At 57.9% G+C, this 19,221-nt stretch carries 21 protein-coding genes; 8 read left to right on the forward strand and 13 right to left on the reverse strand.

Features of this window, described 5'->3' with window-relative positions; genetic code table 11:
- The first annotated feature begins 33 nt into the window (after positions 1-33).
- Positions 34-2,430, forward strand: a complete 2,397-nt coding sequence (gene pheT / locus ACR0I1_RS14930; protein WP_480707068.1) for a phenylalanine--tRNA ligase subunit beta — start codon at positions 34-36, stop codon at positions 2,428-2,430.
- Positions 2,431-2,510: 80 nt separating this feature from the next.
- The gene (locus ACR0I1_RS14935; protein WP_170423625.1) at positions 2,511-2,957 is read left to right on the forward strand and encodes a YtoQ family protein; all 447 of its coding nucleotides are present in this window, start codon (positions 2,511-2,513) and stop codon (positions 2,955-2,957) included.
- 51 nt (positions 2,958-3,008) lie between these two features.
- Here the strand turns inward: ACR0I1_RS14935 and ACR0I1_RS14940 are convergent, their stop codons facing one another.
- Positions 3,009-3,707 carry a glutathione S-transferase family protein gene (locus ACR0I1_RS14940; protein ID WP_480707069.1) on the reverse strand — a complete coding sequence of 233 codons (699 nt, stop codon included), beginning with the start codon at positions 3,705-3,707 and terminating at the stop codon, positions 3,009-3,011.
- 223 nt (positions 3,708-3,930) lie between these two features.
- On the opposite strand from ACR0I1_RS14940, the gene ACR0I1_RS14945 reads away from it, so the two are divergent.
- The gene (locus ACR0I1_RS14945; protein ID WP_170423629.1) at positions 3,931-4,737 is read left to right on the forward strand and encodes a mechanosensitive ion channel family protein; all 807 of its coding nucleotides are present in this window, start codon (positions 3,931-3,933) and stop codon (positions 4,735-4,737) included.
- A gap of 187 nt (positions 4,738-4,924) precedes the next feature.
- On the opposite strand, the gene ald is transcribed toward ACR0I1_RS14945, so the two are convergent.
- On the reverse strand, positions 4,925-6,040 hold the full coding sequence (gene ald, locus ACR0I1_RS14950) for an alanine dehydrogenase (protein WP_480707070.1): 1,116 nt from the start codon (positions 6,038-6,040) through the stop codon (positions 4,925-4,927).
- A 135-nt stretch (positions 6,041-6,175) separates the two neighbouring features.
- On the opposite strand from ald, the gene ACR0I1_RS14955 reads away from it, so the two are divergent.
- Positions 6,176-6,634, forward strand: coding sequence for an Lrp/AsnC family transcriptional regulator (locus ACR0I1_RS14955; protein WP_170395646.1), 459 nt, complete (start codon positions 6,176-6,178; stop codon positions 6,632-6,634).
- Between the two features lie 150 nt (positions 6,635-6,784).
- Positions 6,785-7,723, forward strand: a complete 939-nt coding sequence (gene ppk2 / locus ACR0I1_RS14960; RefSeq protein WP_170395648.1) for a polyphosphate kinase 2 — start codon at positions 6,785-6,787, stop codon at positions 7,721-7,723.
- 51 nt (positions 7,724-7,774) lie between these two features.
- Here the strand turns inward: ppk2 and ACR0I1_RS14965 are convergent, their stop codons facing one another.
- Both ACR0I1_RS14965 and rpsU read right to left on the reverse strand, forming a co-directional pair.
- Complete coding sequence (locus ACR0I1_RS14965) at positions 7,775-9,010, reverse strand: CAP domain-containing protein (RefSeq protein WP_480707071.1); 1,236 nt, start codon at positions 9,008-9,010, stop codon at positions 7,775-7,777.
- A gap of 296 nt (positions 9,011-9,306) precedes the next feature.
- Positions 9,307-9,513, reverse strand: coding sequence for a 30S ribosomal protein S21 (rpsU, locus tag ACR0I1_RS14970; RefSeq protein WP_005614280.1), 207 nt, complete (start codon positions 9,511-9,513; stop codon positions 9,307-9,309).
- Positions 9,514-9,625: 112 nt separating this feature from the next.
- Here rpsU and ACR0I1_RS14975 point away from each other — a divergent pair, with 112 nt between their 5' ends.
- Entirely contained in the window at positions 9,626-10,318 is a 693-nt protein-coding gene (locus tag ACR0I1_RS14975) for a COQ9 family protein (RefSeq protein WP_170636679.1), read from the forward strand.
- Between the two features lie 72 nt (positions 10,319-10,390).
- Positions 10,391-11,377: an NAD(P)H-quinone oxidoreductase gene (locus ACR0I1_RS14980; protein WP_480707072.1), complete on the forward strand. Its 987-nt coding sequence runs from the start codon at positions 10,391-10,393 to the stop codon at positions 11,375-11,377.
- A 15-nt stretch (positions 11,378-11,392) separates the two neighbouring features.
- On the opposite strand, the gene ACR0I1_RS14985 is transcribed toward ACR0I1_RS14980, so the two are convergent.
- Positions 11,393-12,250 (reverse strand): DUF2189 domain-containing protein, encoded by an 858-nt coding sequence (locus ACR0I1_RS14985; RefSeq protein WP_170408392.1) that lies wholly within the window; start codon positions 12,248-12,250, stop codon positions 11,393-11,395.
- A gap of 214 nt (positions 12,251-12,464) precedes the next feature.
- On the opposite strand from ACR0I1_RS14985, the gene ACR0I1_RS14990 reads away from it, so the two are divergent.
- Positions 12,465-13,448, forward strand: a complete 984-nt coding sequence (locus tag ACR0I1_RS14990) for a quinone oxidoreductase family protein (RefSeq protein ID WP_170423639.1) — start codon at positions 12,465-12,467, stop codon at positions 13,446-13,448.
- Positions 13,449-13,489: 41 nt separating this feature from the next.
- Here ACR0I1_RS14990 and ACR0I1_RS14995 read toward each other — a convergent pair whose 3' ends face one another.
- From ACR0I1_RS14995 to ACR0I1_RS15030, 8 genes are all read right to left on the reverse strand, one after another.
- Positions 13,490-14,023: an outer membrane protein gene (locus tag ACR0I1_RS14995; protein ID WP_480707073.1), complete on the reverse strand. Its 534-nt coding sequence runs from the start codon at positions 14,021-14,023 to the stop codon at positions 13,490-13,492.
- Between the two features lie 261 nt (positions 14,024-14,284).
- Positions 14,285-14,758 carry a YHS domain-containing (seleno)protein gene (locus ACR0I1_RS15000; protein ID WP_170395661.1) on the reverse strand — a complete coding sequence of 158 codons (474 nt, stop codon included), beginning with the start codon at positions 14,756-14,758 and terminating at the stop codon, positions 14,285-14,287.
- A gap of 172 nt (positions 14,759-14,930) precedes the next feature.
- Positions 14,931-15,206 (reverse strand): hypothetical protein, encoded by a 276-nt coding sequence (locus tag ACR0I1_RS15005; RefSeq protein WP_170636683.1) that lies wholly within the window; start codon positions 15,204-15,206, stop codon positions 14,931-14,933.
- A complete protein-coding gene (gene plsY / locus ACR0I1_RS15010) occupies positions 15,203-15,808 on the reverse strand; it encodes a glycerol-3-phosphate 1-O-acyltransferase PlsY (protein ID WP_170612814.1) in 606 nt (201 codons plus the stop codon). The genes ACR0I1_RS15005 and plsY overlap by 4 nt, the downstream gene beginning before the upstream one ends.
- Positions 15,808-17,088, reverse strand: a complete 1,281-nt coding sequence (gene pyrC / locus ACR0I1_RS15015; RefSeq protein WP_480707075.1) for a dihydroorotase — start codon at positions 17,086-17,088, stop codon at positions 15,808-15,810. Before pyrC ends, plsY begins: the two co-directional genes overlap by 1 nt.
- Positions 17,085-17,471: a hypothetical protein gene (locus ACR0I1_RS15020; RefSeq protein ID WP_170597242.1), complete on the reverse strand. Its 387-nt coding sequence runs from the start codon at positions 17,469-17,471 to the stop codon at positions 17,085-17,087. The genes pyrC and ACR0I1_RS15020 overlap by 4 nt, the downstream gene beginning before the upstream one ends.
- Positions 17,456-17,974: a hypothetical protein gene (locus ACR0I1_RS15025; RefSeq protein WP_170626197.1), complete on the reverse strand. Its 519-nt coding sequence runs from the start codon at positions 17,972-17,974 to the stop codon at positions 17,456-17,458. The genes ACR0I1_RS15020 and ACR0I1_RS15025 overlap by 16 nt, the downstream gene beginning before the upstream one ends.
- A complete protein-coding gene (locus ACR0I1_RS15030; RefSeq protein WP_170566212.1) occupies positions 17,971-18,906 on the reverse strand; it encodes an aspartate carbamoyltransferase catalytic subunit in 936 nt (311 codons plus the stop codon). The genes ACR0I1_RS15025 and ACR0I1_RS15030 overlap by 4 nt, the downstream gene beginning before the upstream one ends.
- Positions 18,907-19,221: the final 315 nt, after the last annotated feature.

Below are 19,221 nucleotides of genomic sequence, written 5' to 3' on the forward strand. Positions count from 1 at the left end.
CGACTGAATGTTTGCCGAAAAAGGCCCGCTGCAATGAAATTCACTCTGTCCTGGCTGAAAGACCACCTCGATACGGATGCGTCGGTTGATGAGATCGCCGAAGCACTGACCGATCTCGGGCTTGAGGTCGAAGAGATCGTCAACCCGGCGGACCGTCTGGCGGGCTTTACGCTGGGCCATGTGAAACATGCCGAGAAGCACCCGGACGCCGATAAGCTGCGCGTCTGCACGGTTGAAACCGACGAGGGCGATCTGCAGATCATTTGTGGCGCGCCCAATGCGCGCGAAGGCATCACCGTGGTGGTTTGTAAACCGGGTATGTATATTCCCGGCCTGGATATTACCATCAGCGTCGGCAAGATCCGTGGCGTCGAGAGCTTTGGCATGATGGCGTCCGAGCGCGAGCTTGAGCTGTCGGATGAACATGACGGGATTATCGAGCTGCCCTCGGGCGAGGTCGGTGACAAGTTTGTCGACTGGCTGGCCGAGAACGACCCATCAAAAGTTGATCCGATGATCGAGATCGCGATTACGCCGAACCGCCCGGATGCGCTGGGTGTTGCGGGTATTGCGCGAGATCTGGCTGCACGTGGATTGGGCACGCTGAAGGTGCGTGACTATGTCCCCGTGCCGGGGGACTTTGAAAGCCCGATCAAAGTGTCGATCGACGAGGATACGCTGGACGGCGCGCCGCATTTCACCGGGCGTCTGATCCGTGGCGTAAAGAACGGCCCGAGCCCTCAGTGGCTGCAGGATCAACTGAAAGCGATTGGTCTGCGTCCGATCTCGGCTCTGGTGGATATCACCAATTATATGACCTTCGACCACAACCGTCCGCTGCACGTGTTCGACGCGGACAAGGTGCAGGGCAATTTGCGGGTGCATCGCGCCAAGGGTGGTGAAAAGCTGGTCGCGCTTGATGAAAAAGAATACTCCCTTCAGCCTGGCATGATGGTGATTTCGGACGACAAAGGCCCGGAATCTATCGCGGGTATCATGGGCGGCGAGGAAACCGGTTGTACCGAGGAGACTGTGAACGTCTTCCTTGAAAGCGCGTTCTGGGATCATGTACAGATCGCCCTCACAGGTCGGGCGCTGAAGATAAACTCGGACGCGCGGTATCGATTCGAGCGCGGCGTCGACCCGGAATACACGCGCGAAGGGTTGGAGCATGCGACGCAGATGATCTTGGATATCTGCGGCGGTGAAGCCTCGAATGTGGTCGAGGCGGGCAAAGCGCCGAACCACGCGCGGGCCTACAAACTGGACGCGGCGCGCGTGCAGTCCTTGGTCGGGATGGAGATTCCGGAAAGCGAGCAGCGGCAGACACTGACCCGTTTGGGCTTTCGTCTGGATGGCGAGATGGCGCATGTGCCCAGCTGGCGACCCGATATCATGGGGGAGGCCGATCTGGTGGAAGAGGTTGCGCGGATCGCTTCTCTGACCAAGTTGCAGGGTATTCCGCTGCCGCGTGCGACAGCAGGTATCCCCAAACCGGTCATGACACCCACGCAGCGTCGCCAGTCGATGGCGCGCCGGACCTGTGCAGCGCTGGGGTACAATGAATGTGTGTCTTATACCTTCATCGATCAGGCCTCGGCAGCCTTGTTCGGGGGCGGTGACGCAGCAACCATGTTGGAAAACCCGATCTCGTCCGAGATGAGCCATATGCGCCCTGATCTGCTGCCTGGTCTGCTGCAAGCGGCGGCGCGCAATCAGGCGCGGGGTTATGCCGATCTGGCCTTGTTCGAGGTCGGGCCAGTGTTCCACGATGGTGAGCCGGGGGATCAACAGACACAGATTACCGGCCTGTTGGTTGGGCGTAGCGGTCCCAAGGACGTGCATGGTGCTTCCCGTCCCGTTGACCTGTTTGATGCCAAAGCCGACGCAGAGGCGGTGCTTGCCGCCATTGGTGCGCCTGCCAAGGTTCAGATCCTTCGTGGCGGCGATGCCTGGTGGCACCCGGGTCGGCACGGCAAGATTTGTCTGGGCCCCAAAAAGGTTCTGGGCGTTTTTGGTGAATTGCATCCGCGCGTGTTGCAGGCGTTGGATATCAAGGGTCCGGCAATGGCGTTCACCATCTGGCCGGATCAGGTGCCGATGCCACGTAAATCCGGTGCGACCCGTTCTGCCTTGGAATTGCGCGACCTGCAGGCGGTCGAGCGCGATTTCGCCTTTGTTGTAAATGCGGATATCGAAGCTCTGACGTTGGTCAATGCGGCAGCGGGTGCTGATAAGGCTCTGATCGAGGACGTGCGCGTCTTTGACGAATTCATTGGCGGTAGCGTCGGCGAGGGCAAGAAGTCTCTGGCCATTACCGTAAGGCTCCAGCCGTCGGACGCGACCCTGAAGGAAAAGGATATCGAGGCGGTCAGCACCAAGATTGTCGAAAAAGTGATGAAAGCCACTGGCGGCGTCTTGCGGGGATGAGTTGGTTTTCGCCTCCGGCGGGAGTATTTTTGAAATGATAAAGGGGCCATTGCGCCCCTTTTTCACGGGAGGAGAGAAAAATGCTGAAGGTCTATTTGTCCGGTGAGATTCACACGGATTGGCGCGAGCAGATCATTGCGGGCGCCGATGGGTTGGATGTTGAGTTCAGTAGCCCGGTCACCGATCACGGTGCTTCGGACGATTGCGGTGTCACGATCTTGGGGGCCGAGCCGAACAAGTACTGGCACGATCACAAGGGTGCCATGGTCAACGCGATCCGGACCCGCAAGGGCATATCAGACGCGGATGTTGTGGTTGTACGCTTTGGGGACAAATACAAGCAGTGGAACGCGGCATTTGACGCGGGCTATGCGGCAGCACTGGGCAAGTCGATCATTGTTCTGCACGGGGCTGATCATCAGCACGCGCTGAAAGAAGTAGATGCAGCAGCCCTCGCCGTCGCTGAAGAACCCGCGCAAGTTGTTGAGATCTTGCGCTACGTTCTAACAGGCGCGCTGCCTGGGTAACCCGATGGCCCGTGGCGGCGGACTTGGATCCCGCCGCACAGGCCTTGTGTATCAATCCCGTGAGGGGATGTTCAGTCCTCTTTGCACTGCGGGTCGATCCAGGAACCTATCCAGATAGCGCGTAACGTTGCCATAGCTTTCCCAGCCTATGACATCCTTGACGCCGTAATAATCTAAACCGCGCAGCCAGGGCGCGATTGCGATATCCGCGATCGAGAATTCTCCGGCGATCCAATCTTGGCCGTCCAGTTGCCGGTCGAGAACGTTCAGCAGGCGTTTGGCCTCGGACACGTAGCGTTCGCGCGGGCGGGGGTCTTCGATTTCAGCCCCTGCGAATTTGTGGAAATACCCAAGCTGGCCAAACATTGGTCCGATACCGCCCATCTGAAACATAACCCATTGGGTGACCCGGTGCTTGTCGCCTTTGTTCTGACCCAGCAGCTTACCGCTCTTTTCAGCGAGGTACAGAAGGATTGCACCGCTTTCGAACAAAGCCAACGGAGCATCGTCGGGCCCGTTGGGATCAATGATCGCCGGGATCTTGTTGTTCGGGTTCAGCGAAAGAAACTCCGGGCTTTTGACATCTGCATCGGCCAGTGTGACACGATGTGCCTCATAAGGCAGGCCGGTTTCTTCCAGCATGATCGACGCCTTTACCCCGTTGGGTGTGGGGAAGGAATAAAGCTGAATCCGCTCGGGGAACTGTGGGGACCATTTATTCATGATCGGGAATTGGAGTGTGTCCAGCATGATGGGCTCCTTTTATCGCGCCTGTCTCGGTCAATCTGGTAATTTGTGGCGCTTTTGTAAGGTCCAATTCTGTGCGTGATCGGTCAGTCGATGTTTGCTGGGGAACAGCAGGGGGGAAAACTCGGAAATCCCGCACCTAGACCTGCGCGCAAAATTAGCCCAGACTTTTCAGCGATCCCGCGCCAAAAGGCGCGGGTTTGCTGTTGGCGCAAAGGAGAAGCGTGTGGAAGATGTCGTAACACAGGTGGGCGCATTTGGTCCGCTGATCATGAGCGCGATCAAAGCGTTGATCGTTCTGGTATTGGGTTGGATCGTTGCCGGAGCCATTAGCGGTCTGGTGCGGCGGCGGATCAACGCCACGCCACATATCGACCCGACTTTGGGGAATTTCGTTGCGAGCCTCGTGAAATGGGTGCTGCTGGCGATTGTCTTTGTCGCCGTTCTGGGCATTTTCGGAATCGAGGCGACCAGCATCGTGGCCATTCTGGGTGCCGCATCCCTGGCCATCGGTTTGGCGCTGCAGGGAACACTCAGCGATCTGGCCGCGGGCGTGATGCTGGTGGTGTTCCGGCCCTATAAGCTGGGCCAATATGTCGATATTGGTGGCACAGCGGGTACTGTGAAAGACCTGAACCTGTTCACGACCGAGCTGGTGACGCCGGACAACGTGCAGATCATCGTGCCAAACGGTCAGGCTTGGGGTTCGGTGATCACCAACTATTCCGCCCATGACACCCGCCGGGTCGATCTGGTGTTTGGCATCGACTACGGCGATAGCGCGGATGAGGCTATGAACATCATCCTGGATGTGGCCAAAGCTGACGATCGTATCATGGCTGATCCTGAGCCCTGGGTGCGGGTGACAAATCTTGGGGATAGTTCGGTTGATCTGACCGCGCGCCTGTGGTGCGCAGCGGCTGACTATTGGGATGTGAAGTTTGAACTTACCAAAGCGATCAAAGAAGCGTTTGACGCCAAAGGCGTATCCATCCCGTATCCGCATTCTGTGGAGATTCACAAAGAGGCGTAAGCCTCCCGCCCGTCGATCGGGCATTGAAATGCCATCCTCTGGTTGGGCCGGGCACCGCGCTAAGGCGCGGTGCTTTTTTGCGCGTACCTTGGTCCAGAAAAAACAGCGCCGCGCTATTGGCGCGGCGCTAGGCCCAAGTCTGTAAAGCGTCCTTTGGAAAAGGACGCTTTCAGAGGCGGGAGCGCTCTTAGTTCAACAGAGTTGTTGGATCGACAGAGTCGATGTTAAGGGCGGTGCCCACCGCTTCGTAAGTCAGCTTGCCGGCGTGGACGTTCAAACCTGCCAGCAGGTGTGCGTCGTCCTTACAGGCCTGCTTCCAGCCCTTGCTTGCCAGCGAAAGCATGAACGGCATGGTTGCGTTGCCCAGTGCGATGGTCGAAGTCCGGGCAACCGCACCGGGCATGTTGGCGACGCAGTAGTGCATGATGCCGTCAACTTCGTAAACCGGATCGGCGTGGGTGGTGGCTTTCGAGGTTTCAAAACAGCCGCCCTGATCGATCGCAACGTCTACCAGAGCCGCGCCGGGCTTCATGGTCGACAGCTGTTCGCGCGAGATCAGTTTGGGAGCAGCTGCGCCCGGGATCAGAACCGCACCGATGACCAGGTCGGCATCCTGGATCAGCTCGGCTGTCGCACCAGCGGTTGAATACTGGTTCTTGAAGGTTCCGCCGAACACATCGTCCAGATAGCGGAGACGCGGCAGCGAACGGTCCAGTACGGTCACATCCGCACCCATGCCTGCGGCAATCTTCGCTGCGTGGGTGCCTACGACGCCTCCGCCGATGACGATCACTTTGGCAGGGCCTACACCCGGAACACCACCCATCAGAACGCCGCGGCCACCGTTGGCCTTCTGCAGAGTCCAGGATCCAACTTGTGGAGCCAAGCGACCGGCAACCTCGGACATCGGCGCCAGCAGCGGCAGGCCGCCATTGGAGTCAGTCACGGTCTCATAGGCAATCGCGGTGCAGCCGGATTCCAGCAGATCGTGGGTCTGGTCTGGATCGGGTGCCAGGTGCAGATAGGTGAACAGCAACTGACCTTCGCGCAGCATTTTACGCTCGACCGCCTGAGGTTCCTTGACCTTGACGATCATATCAGCCGTGGCGAACACTTCTTCTGCAGTGTCGACGATGCGGGCACCTGCCGCTACATAAGCGTCGTTATCAAAGCCCGAGCCCATCCCGGCACCGGTTTCGATAATGACTTCGTGACCGCGGGTCACAGCTTCGCCAGCAGCGTTCGGGGTCATCCCGACGCGGAATTCCTGAGGTTTGATTTCCTTGGGGCAGCCGATTTTCATGTGAGACTCCATTCATAAACTGCCTAAATTATGGGCATAAATTGGCGCAATTTTTGTGAAACCCCACTTGCTAAACACACAATCTGCGGGAAAATATTCGAGGTATAGGCAACTTGACGCAATGGATGTGCGCAAATGACGATTGACGCAACAGATCGGAAGATTCTGGCAGCCCTGCAGCGCAAAGGGCGGATGTCAAATTCGGAATTGTCCGAACAGGCGAATCTATCCCCTTCGGCCTGCCACCGGCGCGTGCAGCGACTTGAGGCTGAGGGTTATATCAAGGACTACGTCGCCCTGTTGGATGCACGGAAGTTGAACGTTCCAACCACTGTGTTTGTCGAGATCACGTTGCAGGGTCAGGCGGAAGAAGTGCTGGAGGCGTTTGAAAAAGCCGTAGCACGGATTCCGGATGTGCTGGAATGCCATTTGATGGCGGGCACGGCGGACTACATTCTAAAGGTCGTCGCAGAAAATACCGAGGATTTTGCTCGCATTCATCGGCAATACCTGTCTCGCTTGCCTGGGGTGGCGCAGATGCAAAGCTCATTTGCTTTGCGCACGGTGTTCAAAACCACGGCCTTGCCTGTCTGAAACCAACTATTGGGGTTAGCCTTGCGTCAATTCTGCCGCTTGTATCTGTCGTGCGGTCGGGCCAAAATCCATGTTTCCGACCTTATGTACGACCTCGGCACTTTGCGCTGACACTCCGTGGTTACACTGGCCGTGTACGGTCCGAACCCGATGAACGATAAGGAGCAGACCTTGGCTTACGAAAACAACAGCACGCCGAAAGATTGGCTGGAAGCTGAACTGGAAGACACGCTGGACGAAGATTTCGAGATCGAATTCAGCGAACCCATGCTTTCGATGGAAGTGCGCAAGATTTACAAGGACCAGCATCCTGACATGCTGGATCGCAAGGTCTATTTTCGCAACCTTTTGCGGCTGCAGGCTGAACTTATCAAAGTTCAGGATTGGGTGGTCCATACAGGGGCCAAGGTCTGTATTCTATTTGAAGGGCGCGACAGCGCCGGGAAAGGGGGTGTGATCAAGCGGATCACGCAGCGTTTGAACCCTCGTGTAGCGCGTGTGGTCGCCTTGCCTGCACCCAGCCGACGCGAACAAAGCCAGTGGTATTTTCAGCGCTACGTGCCCCATTTGCCTGCGGCCGGTGAGATCGTGTTCTTCGATCGGTCCTGGTACAACCGCGCTGGTGTTGAACGCGTGATGGGATTTGCCAACGAGGATCAGGTCGAACAGTTCTTTCAGGACGTTCCCGAATTCGAACGGATGCTGGTGCGGTCGGGGATTATCCTGCTGAAATACTGGTTCTCGATTACAGACGAAGAACAGCAATTGCGATTCCTGATGCGTATTCACGATCCGATGAAGCAGTGGAAACTGTCGCCGATGGATCTGGAATCCCGCATCCGGTGGGAGGCATACACCAAGGCCAAAGAGGATATGTTCTTTCGCACCAACATATCCGAGGCGCCTTGGTATATCGTTGAAGGCAACGACAAGAAACGCGAACGGCTCAATTGTATCGAGCACCTGCTGACCAAGATCCCCTATGAGGATGTGCCGCAGGAAAAGGTCAATCTGCCGGATCGGCGCTATAACCCCGAATACGAACGGCGCATTTTGCCGGATGAGCTACACGTGCCTAAGATATATTGATTTGGCAGGAAAGTGGTGCGGGAAAAGGATCCCCGCACCTGAACGGTTTGATTAACCCCAATCAAATCCGCAGTTCGTTTCGAAAACAAACACGCCGCACATGTCGTCATTCATGTCTTCGACTGTGGCTTCAACGGTTTCGATCATGTCGTCAGCGAAGTCGGTGTCGAACACCAGATCGAAATCATCCATCTCCGGGGTCGTGTCAGCCTGCTGCACCGGAGACCATTCGAACTGGTCAAATTGGGCTTGCAGCGCATTAACAAACGCTTCGATCCCGGCAAGGAAGGCCTGAACGTCAAAGCAGTCCGCGCCCGGTGCACCATTGTCAACGACAACTTCAGGTGTTTCTGGCTCGGGTTCTTCGACCTCGGTGACGTCGGTCTCCGGAGTTTCGGGTTCCTCGACCTCGACGACTTCAGTATCCGGCACATCGGGTTCCGGGTCTTCAACTTCAGTCACATCGGTATCAGGCGTTTCCGGCTCTTCAGTTTCGGTCACGTCTGTTCCCGGAGTCTCCTCAACCGGGTCCTCGGTCTCGGTAACCTCAGTTTCTGGCGTTTCGTCTGCCGGTTGCTCGGTTTCCGTCACATCGGTGTCGGGTGTTTCGTCCGATGGTTCTTCGGTTTCGGTGACGTCTTCCTCCGGGGTCTCCTCTGCCGGTTCTCCGGCATCGGGAACTTCCGCTACCGGTGTTTCGTCAACTGGTTCCTCAGTCTCGGTCACATCGGTTTCCGGCACTTTTGGTTCAGTCGGGGTGGTAACCTCTTCCTCTTCTGGCTCAACAACTTCTTCAACCGGAGGCGTCGCCGGCGGGGTGGTGTCGCCGTTATCAAGATCGACATCGCCCTGAGTCGCCGCAAAGTTCTGCGTCACCATGACAGCGTCGTACCCCTGCATGTCGCCTTCTTCGATCCCGATGCCGATATATTTGAAATCGGGGTTCAGAATGTTGGCGCGGTGACCGGGGCTATTCATCAGGTTCTGGTGCAACTGGGCGACATCATCGCTGATACCGGGTGCGCCACGCTCGGATTGCCAGGCGATGTTTTCTCCGGTGCGCCAGCTCCCGGACAGGTCGAACCCTGCGGCTTGCATCCGTTGGGTCGCGGATGAACCACCCTGACCGGTGTGGCTGAACCGGTCGGTGTCCAGCATCCAGCTGCTGTGGTCCTCGGAAGATTCGTTCAGGTTGCGTTCAAGTTCCAGGGGATCAAGACCGCGGGATGTGCGCTCTTGGTTGATCAGCGCGAGCATTTCGCGCTCGACCGTACTTGCTGTCGACATCAGTGCCTCCGTTTTTGGTTATGTCTGAGTGGACGGCCTCACTTACAAACGATCAAAGAACGCTGAATAGGGCGGGTACGGCGATGGGCGATTTTCGGCGGCAGAATGCAACCGAACGGCGATTCGCTGCGCTGTAAAATGCCGACTGCGGCGATTGCATCAAAATCGGCAGGTTGCCGCGAGGGTAAAGCCGGGAATTGGCGGGATCATCCGCCCTAAAAACGACAAACCCCCGGGCAGGGCCTCGGGGGTCGTCAAATAGTGTCATCCAAAGCTGGACGAGTCGCAGGAAGCTCTTAGAGCAAACCTTCGCGCTGTGCTTTCTTGCGTGCCAGTTTACGGGCACGGCGGATCGCTTCAGCTTTCTCGCGCGCTTTTTTCTCGGACGGTTTCTCGAAATGTTGCTTCAGCTTCATTTCACGGAACACGCCTTCGCGCTGCAGCTTTTTCTTCAGGGCACGAAGCGCCTGATCGACGTTATTGTCGCGAACACTAACCTGCATGTGGTTGTCACCACCTTTCTAGATAGAGTTGCAAGGAAATTGCAGGAAGTGGCCGTATAGCAAAGCACGCCTAACTTGTCTAGTACTGGACCCGCAGCCTCGGAGACCCGACATGACAGCAACCTATGAAGACACCAAAGAGCAGCTTCTCGATGCGATTCTGAACCATGTGCCGTTCGACGGCTGGTCGGAAACCAGCTTTCGTGCGGCCATCAGCGATTGCGATCTGGAGCCCGCGCTTGCCCGAGCGATCTGTCCGCGTGGTGCCGTCGATCTGGCACTGGCCTTTCATGCGCGCGGGGATGCCGCGATGTTGGAGCGGTTGAAATCCGAAGACCTGAGCGGGCTGAAATTCCGTGAAAAGATCGCCGCCGCCGTCCGTTTCCGCCTGCAGGCGGTCGAAGACAAAGAAGCAGTGCGCCGAGGTATGACTTTGTTCGCGTTGCCGATCCATGCCGCGGATGGGGCTAAGGCGGTCTGGGGCACCTGTGACCAGATCTGGATAGCGCTTGGCGATACTTCGGACGACGTGAACTGGTACACCAAACGTGCCACTCTGTCGGGCGTCTATTCTTCGACACTGTTGTATTGGCTGGGTGATGACAGCCCGGATTATCAGGCAACATGGGAATTCCTGGATCGGCGGATCGAGGGCGTAATGCAGTTTGAAAAGTTCAAGGCGCAGGTGAATGGCAACCCGCTGCTGAAACCGTTTCTGGCCGTCCCCAACTGGCTTGCGGGTCAGGTGAAGGCTCCGACGAAGTTGCCTGACAACCTGCCCGGTTCGCTGTCATCGGGAAAATAGTCGCAGCGTTTCCACTTGCCGCTGGGCCTCTGCGTTTTCGCCTGCTAGGCATTGGGCAAAGGAGATATGCCCATGACCCAGACAATGCGCGCTGTCGAGATCACTGAAGCTGGTGGCCCGGACGTTCTGCAACTGACGGAACGCCCGATGCCGGAACCGGCAGAGGGTCAAGTGGTTCTGAAAGTCGCGTACGCCGGGGTGAACCGTCCTGATGCGCTGCAGCGGGCAGGGGCGTATGATCCACCTCCCGGTGCAAGCGATTTGCCGGGGCTGGAAGCGTCAGGAGAGGTCGTCGCCATCGGCTCGGGTGTCGAAGGTCTGGTCGTTGGCGATCGGGTTTGCGCCCTGTTGCCCGGCGGCGGTTATGCTGGATATGTCGCAACGCCCGCCGCTCATTGCCTGCCTGTGCCTGCGGGTATGGGTTTGAAAGAAGCTGCCTGCCTGCCCGAAACCTTTTTTACTGTTTGGTCCAATGTCTTCACCCGTGGCGGCTTGAAACCAGGGGAGCGGTTTCTGGTCCATGGCGGTTCCAGCGGGATCGGCACGACGGCCATTCAGTTGGCCAATGCGTTTGGCGCCCGCGCCTTTGCAACCGCCGGGTCGGCTGAGAAATGTGAGGCTTGTATCAAGCTAGGTGCCGAAAAGGCGATCAACTATCGTGACGAAGACTTCGTGGCCGCGATGCGTGCCGAAGGTGGGGCGAACCTGATCCTGGACATGGTCGGAGGTGATTATATCCCGCGCAACATCAAGGCTTTGGCGGAAGACGGGCGGCTGGTTCAGATCGCTTTCCTGCAAGGTCCGGTGGTCGAACTGAACTTTGCGCTGATGATGGTGAAACGCCTCACCCTGACTGGCAGCACCTTGCGCCCACAAAGCGATTTGGCCAAGGCGCGCATCGCGCAAGACTTGCGTGAAGCTGTGTGGCCATTGCTTGAGGCCGGGAAGGTCGCACCGGTGATGGATTCAGAATTCGATCTTTCTGATGCCGCCGCTGCACATGCGCGGATGGAAACATCGGGCCACATTGGCAAGATCGTTCTGAAGGTCTCTGGTTAAGCTGCTGCCATGTAGTCAGGCGACCGCCCGGCGATACAGGTGCCATGTGGCGTGGCCTAGAACGGGCATGACGACGATCAGCCCCAGCAACATCGGGATCGCGCCCAGTACCAACATCGCGGCCACAATAGCCCCCCAGGTCAAGATCACACCCGGGTTCTGACGCAAGACCCGGACCGAGGTTACGACGGCCACGGGAACGCCCACTTTGCGATCCAGCAACAGCGGAAAGCTGACCACGCTTAGCGCCAATGCGACCAGTGCAAACAGGAAACCGGTGGCGGTGCCGATGATGATCATGCTCCAGCCTGCTCCGGTGGTGAACACTTCTGTCACGAATGCCATGGCCGAAGCCGGAGGTTCTGGCCCTAGGGTTTGCGCGTAGATGCCTTGCGCGACCATCAGCCAGATCATCAATAGCATGACCAGATAGAAGCCCAATGCCAGTATGGCTCCGAAGGAAGGCGAACGGAATACGCCGAACGCGTCCAGCCAATGAACGTCTCCGCCCTGTTCCCTCTTGCGACTGATCTCATAAAGCCCGACGGCGGCGACCGGCCCGATCAGCGCAAAGCCCATGACAAGCGGGGCCAGCAGGGGCACCATGTCTTTGTTGAGCCCAATACCGAACATCAGCAGACCTGCGATTGGATAGATCAGAACGACAAAGATCGCATCGGCCCGGGTTTCGAGAAAATCGTTATATCCAGCTTTCAGGCATTCGCGCAGATCCTGCAGGGTCAGCGTATGCACCGTCGGCAGAGCCTGAACATCCGCGCTGCCGATCTCGGTCACGGATTCAGTGACATGATCGCTGGTTGCCCGCAGATTTCGGGCGACCCAGGTGATTGGGTTACCGATTGTCTTGTCCATGTTCATCCCCTTTTCTGGCGTGGGTGCGCCGCGGGATGCATCCGGCGTGGCAATTCGCGTGACCGGATCAGCCGGCAACGTCTGCCCAATTACAACGTCTCGTTGCATTATAGCACATATTGCGAAATTTTGCCCGATCACCCTTGCAGAGCCGGAAGGATTGCTCTGCCGCACAGGCGTGTTAGCTTTGTTTCCACAGGCAAGGGAGGCATTCATGCAGCAGACAGCACGCACAGTCGTCATACACGAATCCGGCGGCCCCGAGGTTCTTCGGATTGAGGATCGCCCGCTTGGCGATCCCGGCCCGGGTGAGGTGCGCATTCGCCATCATGCCTGCGGATTGAATTTCATCGATGTGTACCAGCGTACCGGCCTTTATCCGCTGGAGTTGCCTCATGCGTTGGGAATGGAAGCGGCCGGAGTCGTTGAGGCGGTAGGCGAAGGCGTTACGCATCTTGCTCCCGGCCAACGCGCGGCCTATGCCGCAGGACCATCGGGAGCATATTCCGAAGCGCGCGTGATGCCTGCAGCACAGGTTTGTCCGCTGCCCGAGAGTATCTCGTTCCGCACCGCAGCGGCCATGATGCTAAAGGGCATGACGGTTGAATACCTGTTTCACCGCACAACGCCGCTGCGGCGCGGAGATACCGTGTTGTTCCACGCGGCTGCCGGAGGTGTGGGACTGATCGCCTGCCAATGGGCGAAATCCGAAGGCATCAAACTGATCGGGACAGCGGGAACGGATGAGAAATGCAGCCTGGCGCAGTTCAATGGCGCGTCACATTGCATCAACTACCGGACCGAGAATTTTGTCGAGCGTGTGGCCGAGATCACCGGAGGCAAAGGGGTTGATGTGGTGATGGACTCCATCGGTGCGGACACGTTTGAGGGATCGCTGGATTGCCTGAAACCCTTGGGCATGATGATTTCATTCGGAAACGCTTCGGGGCCAGTGCCGCCTGTCGATCTGGGAATGCTTGCGCAGCGGGGATCTCTGAAGGTGACGCGGCCAACCTTGTTCACGCATATCTCGGATCACGCCACCTGTCAGGCGATGGCGCGACGCTTGTTTGGCAAAGTGGACGGGCGCGAGGTCAAGATCCATGTCGATCAGGAGTTTCCGTTGGATCAAGTTGCTGATGCGCATCGTGCTTTGGAAGCACGACAAACCACCGGCAGCACAGTCTTGGTGCCCTAGCGGCACGGGCCCGGCGCAAATAGCCGGGCCCTACTTTCTCATCAAAACCGATATGCTACACGCAGTTGAACTGTAGTTGCGTCAACATCGACGCCCGATGAGTTGAAGTCGTCGAACTCATGATACAGAATCTCGCCTCCAACGCTGATATTGGGGGCTACGATCTGCTCATAGCCTGCGCCGATGAACCAGCCATCGTCACTGCCCAGATTATCGGTATCCGCATCGGCATAACCGGCGGTGCCATAAAGCAGGCCCTGCGGGTTCACCTTGTAGCCCGCGCGTGCTTTGAGCCGCCAGACATTCTCGACCGTGGCGGCGCCGGAAAGGTCTACGTCGCTCCAGTCATAGTCGAAGCCACCTCCGACGACCCAATCGCCCAGATCGTAATCATATCCAAGGATGATACCGCCGATCGCACCATCGCCGTCGACGCCTGATACGTTTGTGTCGATGTCCGCATAGCCAAACTGTGCACCGCCGTAGAATCCAGTCCAGTTGCCTGAGGATTGCGCCATGGCGGATCCCGCAGTCAATACGGCGACCGTGGTGATCAGTGCCAATCTTCCTGTCATCGTCTCATTCCTTTCGCTCGAAACCTGCTGCCAATCAAATCTAATGGCAGCGTTATGATTGAATCTACGTTCCGGCCCTTAGGCCGGATCAGTGATGTTTTGACTGTCCCGAACAAATTTATTCAGGCCGGTGCCCCGGCGTGGGCCCACTCAGGTTGGGCTCTTTTCTCATATGCTAGATAGGGTGAAACATGATGCCTTCAAACGAAGATCGGCGGCGGATACGATCTGCCGCCGATGCACAAAGGTCTTGTCAGCGAATTATTGCTGTAGTTCAGCCGGGTCTTTGTCGGCGATGTCTTCCCAGTTCGCGCTGGCTTTCTCAACAAAGCCCGGAATGTCGCCTTCCCAACGCTCCTGAATGTCTTGTGACAGGTTCAGATACAGCTTGTTGTCGACGATTTTCCAGTAGTTCGGGTCACCATCGAACTTGAAGCCCATTGCGGTGCCAAATGCGCAGTAGCCGCCGTAGGCAGGCAGATAGGCCTCTGGGTTCGCCTCAAAAGCGGCTTTGTTCTCTTCTGATGCAAAACGGTACAGGGCGTCGTTGTGCAGCGTGGTGATTTTGTAATCACCCTTGGTTGCTTCGCCAACGGTGAAATAGGCAACCGGGTCATAGCCCTGCATTGCCAATCCGGTCGAGCTTGCGTTGATTTCGACGCCAGCCGCCATTGCTGAGCTTGCGATCGCAACAGACAGCGCGACTCCGCTGATGATGGATTTGAACGTGTTCATGACTTCACCTTTCGTGAATAGGCTCGCTGAAGAGCACTGAAATTTTGCCCGGGCGAACCGGATTTGATTGTCGCGACGCCTGTAATTGGCCGTCACAAAATCCCAGTTGGGGAATGGCCTGATCACGTTCAAAGCAATCAATTGTGATTGTGCAGTCACAAAGACCGGTTGTTCATTCCTGCACGTCAGGCACCAGCGCCAGGACAAAATCTACCACCTTTTCCGCAGGCATTTCGCAGGGGCGAAGCAACGCGCCGCTTTTCTGTGTGAGATAAAGGTTCAGGCTGATGTAATCCGGCCCGCCCAATTGGTGAGCCACCAGTTTGTGAGATTTCCCGCGGGCCATGATTTGATGTGAAACCACATATCTATGTGGGCCAACCGTTCCGGTGAACGTGCCGACAGGCAGATAATGGAACGCTTTCAGCAACGCGCTGAGCGCGGTCACGATTTACCGATTCTCGGCTCTGTCCCTGCCTTGATCCGCGCTAGGTTGGCGCTGTGCCGCCAGTAGAGCAGCAAGGTCAGAGCAATTCCAAGAACGAAGGTACTGCCATCTGTCAGCACCATGATCCAGGTGGTGGATAGGGCGGCGGCGGCCAGCGCACCAACGGATGAAATACGCCAGATCAGCGCCGCGACCAGCCATGTCAAACAGCAGGCGACACCCACGCGCCAGTCAAGTGCCAGCCAAAGGCCCAGAAAGGTCGCAACGCCTTTACCGCCTTTGAAGCCCAGCCAGACCGGAAAGCAATGCCCGAGGAACGCGGCCAATGCGGCGATCTGCGCGGCATCTTCACCAGCCAAAGCGCGTGCCAGCAGAACAGCAACGGCACCCTTGGCTGCATCAAACAGCAATGTCAGCGCTGCCGCTGCCTTGTTGCCGGTTCGCAGGACGTTGGTTGCGCCGATATTGCCCGACCCGATTTGCCGCAGATTTCCCAGACCCATCACGCGCGCGACGATCATGCCAAAGGGTATGGAGCCTAGCAGGTATCCCAACGCGGCCCACAGTATGAGCTGAATCATTGTGCTGTCGATCAGGGGCATCAGGCTCTCCGGTACACTTCTTGTCCAGCGACATAGGTTGCGGTGACCTTACCCTGCATCCGCTGGCCGTCAAACGGTGTGTTCTGCGATTTCGATTTCAGCGTAAAGCGGTCCAGAACAAAGGGAACATCCGGGTCGAACTGCACCAAGTCGGCAGGCGCGCCTAGGGCCAGGCGACCGCTCTCCAACCCCAGCCGTTTGGCCGGGTTCAGGGCCATGGCGCGGAACAGGGTCGGCAAGTCCAGCTGTTCGGAATGATATAGCCGAAGCGCAGCAGGCAGCAGTGTTTCCAGCGCCACCGCGCCCGAGGCCGCCTCTTCAAACGGCAGACGCTTGCTTTCCTCATCCTGCGGCGTGTGCATCGAGCTGATCGTATCGATCAGACCGGTTCGCACTGCTTCGATCACGGCTTGCCGGTCATCTTCGGATCGCAGCGGGGGCTTGATCTTGAAGAAGGTGCGATAATCGGACACGTCCAATTCGTTCAACGTCAGATGGTGGATCGAGGTGCCTGCTGTGATGTCCAGCCCGTTGCGCTTGGCGCGCTCCAGTGCGGGTAGGGCGCGGGCCGTGGTGATCTGATCGGCGTGATAGGCGGCCCCGGTCATTTCAAGCAGGGCGATGTCGCGGTCCAACCCCATACGCTCGGCCATAGGCGATACGGCAGGCAAACCTCGCAGTGCGGCGAATTTACCGCTGGTGGCCGCGGCACCGCTGCTCAGGCCCGGCTCTTGCGGGTGGGCAATCACAAGCGCGCCACAGGATTTGGCGTAGGTCAGCGCGCGTGAGAACACCTTGGTATTGGTGATGACATGATCGCAATCGGTGAAGGCCACAGCTCCCGCATCTTGCAGGAACCCGATCTCGGTCATCTCACGCCCTTCGCGCCCTTTGGTCAGGGCGGCCATCGGCAAGACGTTTACCGGCGCGTCCGCTTGCGCGCGGCGGGTGGCGAACTCCAGCGTCTCGGGTGTGTCGACGGCAGGCAGAGTATCGGGACGGGTGACGATGGTTGTCACACCCCCTGCAGCCGCAGCCAGACCTGCGGATTTATAGCTTTCTTTGTGCCGCTCACCGGGCTCACAGACCTTGACGCCAATGTCGACAATGCCGGGGGCGAGGCACTGCCCACCGCAATCGACCACCTGCGTGTCAGCGTCTGGGGCCGTGCCTTCACCAAGCGCTGCGATCCGACCATCGGCAATCTGCAGCCAGCCGATGCTATCTTTGCCAGCTTCGGGGTCGATCAGGCGAGCGTTAGTGAAAATCAGATTGCTCATGCCATGGCCCTTTCGATTGCAGCTTTGGTGGCGGCGGGGTCCGCCTGGTATTTGATAAGGTGTTTGTCGCCGCCTTTGGTGACGATCTGGACAAAACTGCCAATGGTATTGACCGCCTGAATTTGGTTCAGCGCCACCTTACGCGGACCAGGACCGGTGAGAGTGGTGCCCGTCATTTCCCACTTGGCGACCAGTTCTTCCGAAGCCAAATACCAAGCGCGGATGGTGATGGCGGCCAACCCTGCGGGCGCGCCGGTCCAGACGTAAGGGTTGCCTATCAACCAAAGCAAGACCATCGCAGCCGCCATTGCAAACGCGGCGAGCCATGCGTTGGTGCGGATATAAGCGCCCTTGTCTGGCGTGAATGTTACAGGATCAGCCACAAGGCACCTCCGACGGCGATCAGAATCAGCAAGGCAATGACGGCTGAACCGATGCGGCTTGGTTTATTATCCACTGGCGGGCTTTGCGCGGCCGAGAACGGTTTTGCGCTTTCGGTCTCAATCGTGCCGCCGGACCAGTTGGTAGCCTCTTCGGTGAACAGGCCAATCAGATGCAGGCGGGGATCGAGGGAAAGGGTTGCAGATCGACCACCCAGCGCCGCACTGCGCAGGACCATCACCCAGCCTTCAATGGCGTCGAACTTCGCGCGATCCAACTGGTCTTCCGAGACACCACAGCCTTCGCTGAGATAGCCATAAAGCCCGAGATCTTCGAGGTCGGATACCGGAAAAATGTCGATCTGTTCTGGATCCAGCCCCTCGACACCCAACACCTGATCAACAGCCCCCGGTTCGCGCAGGAATTTCGCTTCTTCCGGGCGCATGTCCAGCGAGAACAGGCGGATCACACCGCGCTCATGGGGGGCGATGATCAGATCGTTCATGCGGCTTCTCGCACGTTGCGCGCCAGCAGGTCCATGGCGGCCATGCGGACGGCAACGCCCATCTCGACCTGTTCCTGAATGACGGATCGGTTGATGTCATCGGCCAGAGTGCCGTCGATCTCGACCCCGCGGTTCATTGGACCGGGGTGCATCACGATGGCGTCTGGCTTGGCCAGCGCCAGCTTTTCAGCGTTCAGACCGTAGCGGTGATAATATTCGCGTTCCGAGGGGATAAAGCCGCCGTCCATCCGTTCCTTCTGAAGGCGCAGCATCATCACAACGTCGACGTCTTTCAGACCCTCATTTATATCATCATAGATCTCGGCCCCGAATTCCGCGAATTGCGACGGCACCAGCGTCGGCGGGCCGATCAGACGGATGCGGTTTTCCATCTTGCCCAGCAGGATCAGGTTCGATCGCGCCACGCGCGAATGCGCCACGTCTCCGCAAATCGCGATGTTCAGCCGGTGTAGGCGGCCTTTGGCACGGCGGATGGTCAGCGCGTCCAGCAGGGCTTGCGTCGGGTGCTCATGCCGCCCGTCACCTGCGTTCAGCACGGCGCAGTTTACCTTCTGCGCCAGCAGGTCCACCGCGCCAGAATGAGGATGCCGTACCACCAGCAGATCGGGATGCATTGCGTTCAGCGTCATTGCTGTATCAATCAGCGTCTCGCCCTTTTTGATCGAACTGGCCTGCATCGCCATGTTCATCACATCCGCGCCCAATCGCTTGCCCGCAATTTCGAAACTCGCCTGCGTACGGGTCGAGTTTTCAAAGAACATGTTGATTTGAGTCAGGCCCGACAGCACATCGGAATGCTTAGCCGATTGCCGGTTCAGATCGACATAGGTTTCGGCCAGATCAAGGATAGCGGTGATATCGGATTGCGACAGATGCTCGATGCCAAGAAGGTGACGATGGGCGAAACGCATGGGCGGGCTCCTGTCTGACAATCGGACCGCTTATAGGAAGCCATGCAGGCCAAGGCAACCTAAGGTTCCGACCCTTCGGTTAGTTTCTCACATCCGCCTTCGGGCAGGCATTGTTCCCCTGGTTTGCACCACTTGCCATAGCCACAATCAATGGCCTTGATCGGGACACAGCCCTGATAAGCCGAGCATTTAAAGCCGGGTCGGCATTGCGAACCGGTTTCTTCACACAGAAACCAGCCGGGGCGCGAACATCCGCCGCCCGGCAAACAGGATGAACCGGCTCCGCAACTCCTACCATCTGCGCAGGTTGTGGAT

It is taken from the genome of Ruegeria sp. B11 (genome assembly GCF_056539785.1).

What these genes read in the sequence shown, in the direction of transcription:
- pheT (WP_480707068.1), top strand. Translation starts at nt 34, where the DNA reads ATGAAATTCACTCTGTCCTGGCTGAAAGACCACCTCGATACGGATGCG.
- ACR0I1_RS14935 (WP_170423625.1), top strand. Translation starts at nt 2,511, where the DNA reads ATGCTGAAGGTCTATTTGTCCGGTGAGATTCACACGGATTGGCGCGAG.
- ACR0I1_RS14940 (WP_480707069.1), bottom strand. Translation starts at nt 3,707, where the DNA reads ATGCTGGACACACTCCAATTCCCGATCATGAATAAATGGTCCCCACAG.
- ald (WP_480707070.1), bottom strand. Translation starts at nt 6,040, where the DNA reads ATGAAAATCGGCTGCCCCAAGGAAATCAAACCTCAGGAATTCCGCGTC.
- ACR0I1_RS14955 (WP_170395646.1), top strand. Translation starts at nt 6,176, where the DNA reads ATGACGATTGACGCAACAGATCGGAAGATTCTGGCAGCCCTGCAGCGC.
- ppk2 (WP_170395648.1), top strand. Translation starts at nt 6,785, where the DNA reads ATGAACGATAAGGAGCAGACCTTGGCTTACGAAAACAACAGCACGCCG.
- ACR0I1_RS14965 (WP_480707071.1), bottom strand. Translation starts at nt 9,010, where the DNA reads ATGTCGACAGCAAGTACGGTCGAGCGCGAAATGCTCGCGCTGATCAAC.
- rpsU (WP_005614280.1), bottom strand. Translation starts at nt 9,513, where the DNA reads ATGCAGGTTAGTGTTCGCGACAATAACGTCGATCAGGCGCTTCGTGCC.
- ACR0I1_RS14975 (WP_170636679.1), top strand. Translation starts at nt 9,626, where the DNA reads ATGACAGCAACCTATGAAGACACCAAAGAGCAGCTTCTCGATGCGATT.
- ACR0I1_RS14980 (WP_480707072.1), top strand. Translation starts at nt 10,391, where the DNA reads ATGACCCAGACAATGCGCGCTGTCGAGATCACTGAAGCTGGTGGCCCG.
- ACR0I1_RS14985 (WP_170408392.1), bottom strand. Translation starts at nt 12,250, where the DNA reads ATGGACAAGACAATCGGTAACCCAATCACCTGGGTCGCCCGAAATCTG.
- ACR0I1_RS14990 (WP_170423639.1), top strand. Translation starts at nt 12,465, where the DNA reads ATGCAGCAGACAGCACGCACAGTCGTCATACACGAATCCGGCGGCCCC.
- ACR0I1_RS14995 (WP_480707073.1), bottom strand. Translation starts at nt 14,023, where the DNA reads ATGACAGGAAGATTGGCACTGATCACCACGGTCGCCGTATTGACTGCG.
- ACR0I1_RS15000 (WP_170395661.1), bottom strand. Translation starts at nt 14,758, where the DNA reads ATGAACACGTTCAAATCCATCATCAGCGGAGTCGCGCTGTCTGTTGCG.
- plsY (WP_170612814.1), bottom strand. Translation starts at nt 15,808, where the DNA reads ATGCCCCTGATCGACAGCACAATGATTCAGCTCATACTGTGGGCCGCG.
- pyrC (WP_480707075.1), bottom strand. Translation starts at nt 17,088, where the DNA reads ATGAGCAATCTGATTTTCACTAACGCTCGCCTGATCGACCCCGAAGCT.
- ACR0I1_RS15025 (WP_170626197.1), bottom strand. Translation starts at nt 17,974, where the DNA reads ATGAACGATCTGATCATCGCCCCCCATGAGCGCGGTGTGATCCGCCTG.
- ACR0I1_RS15030 (WP_170566212.1), bottom strand. Translation starts at nt 18,906, where the DNA reads ATGCGTTTCGCCCATCGTCACCTTCTTGGCATCGAGCATCTGTCGCAA.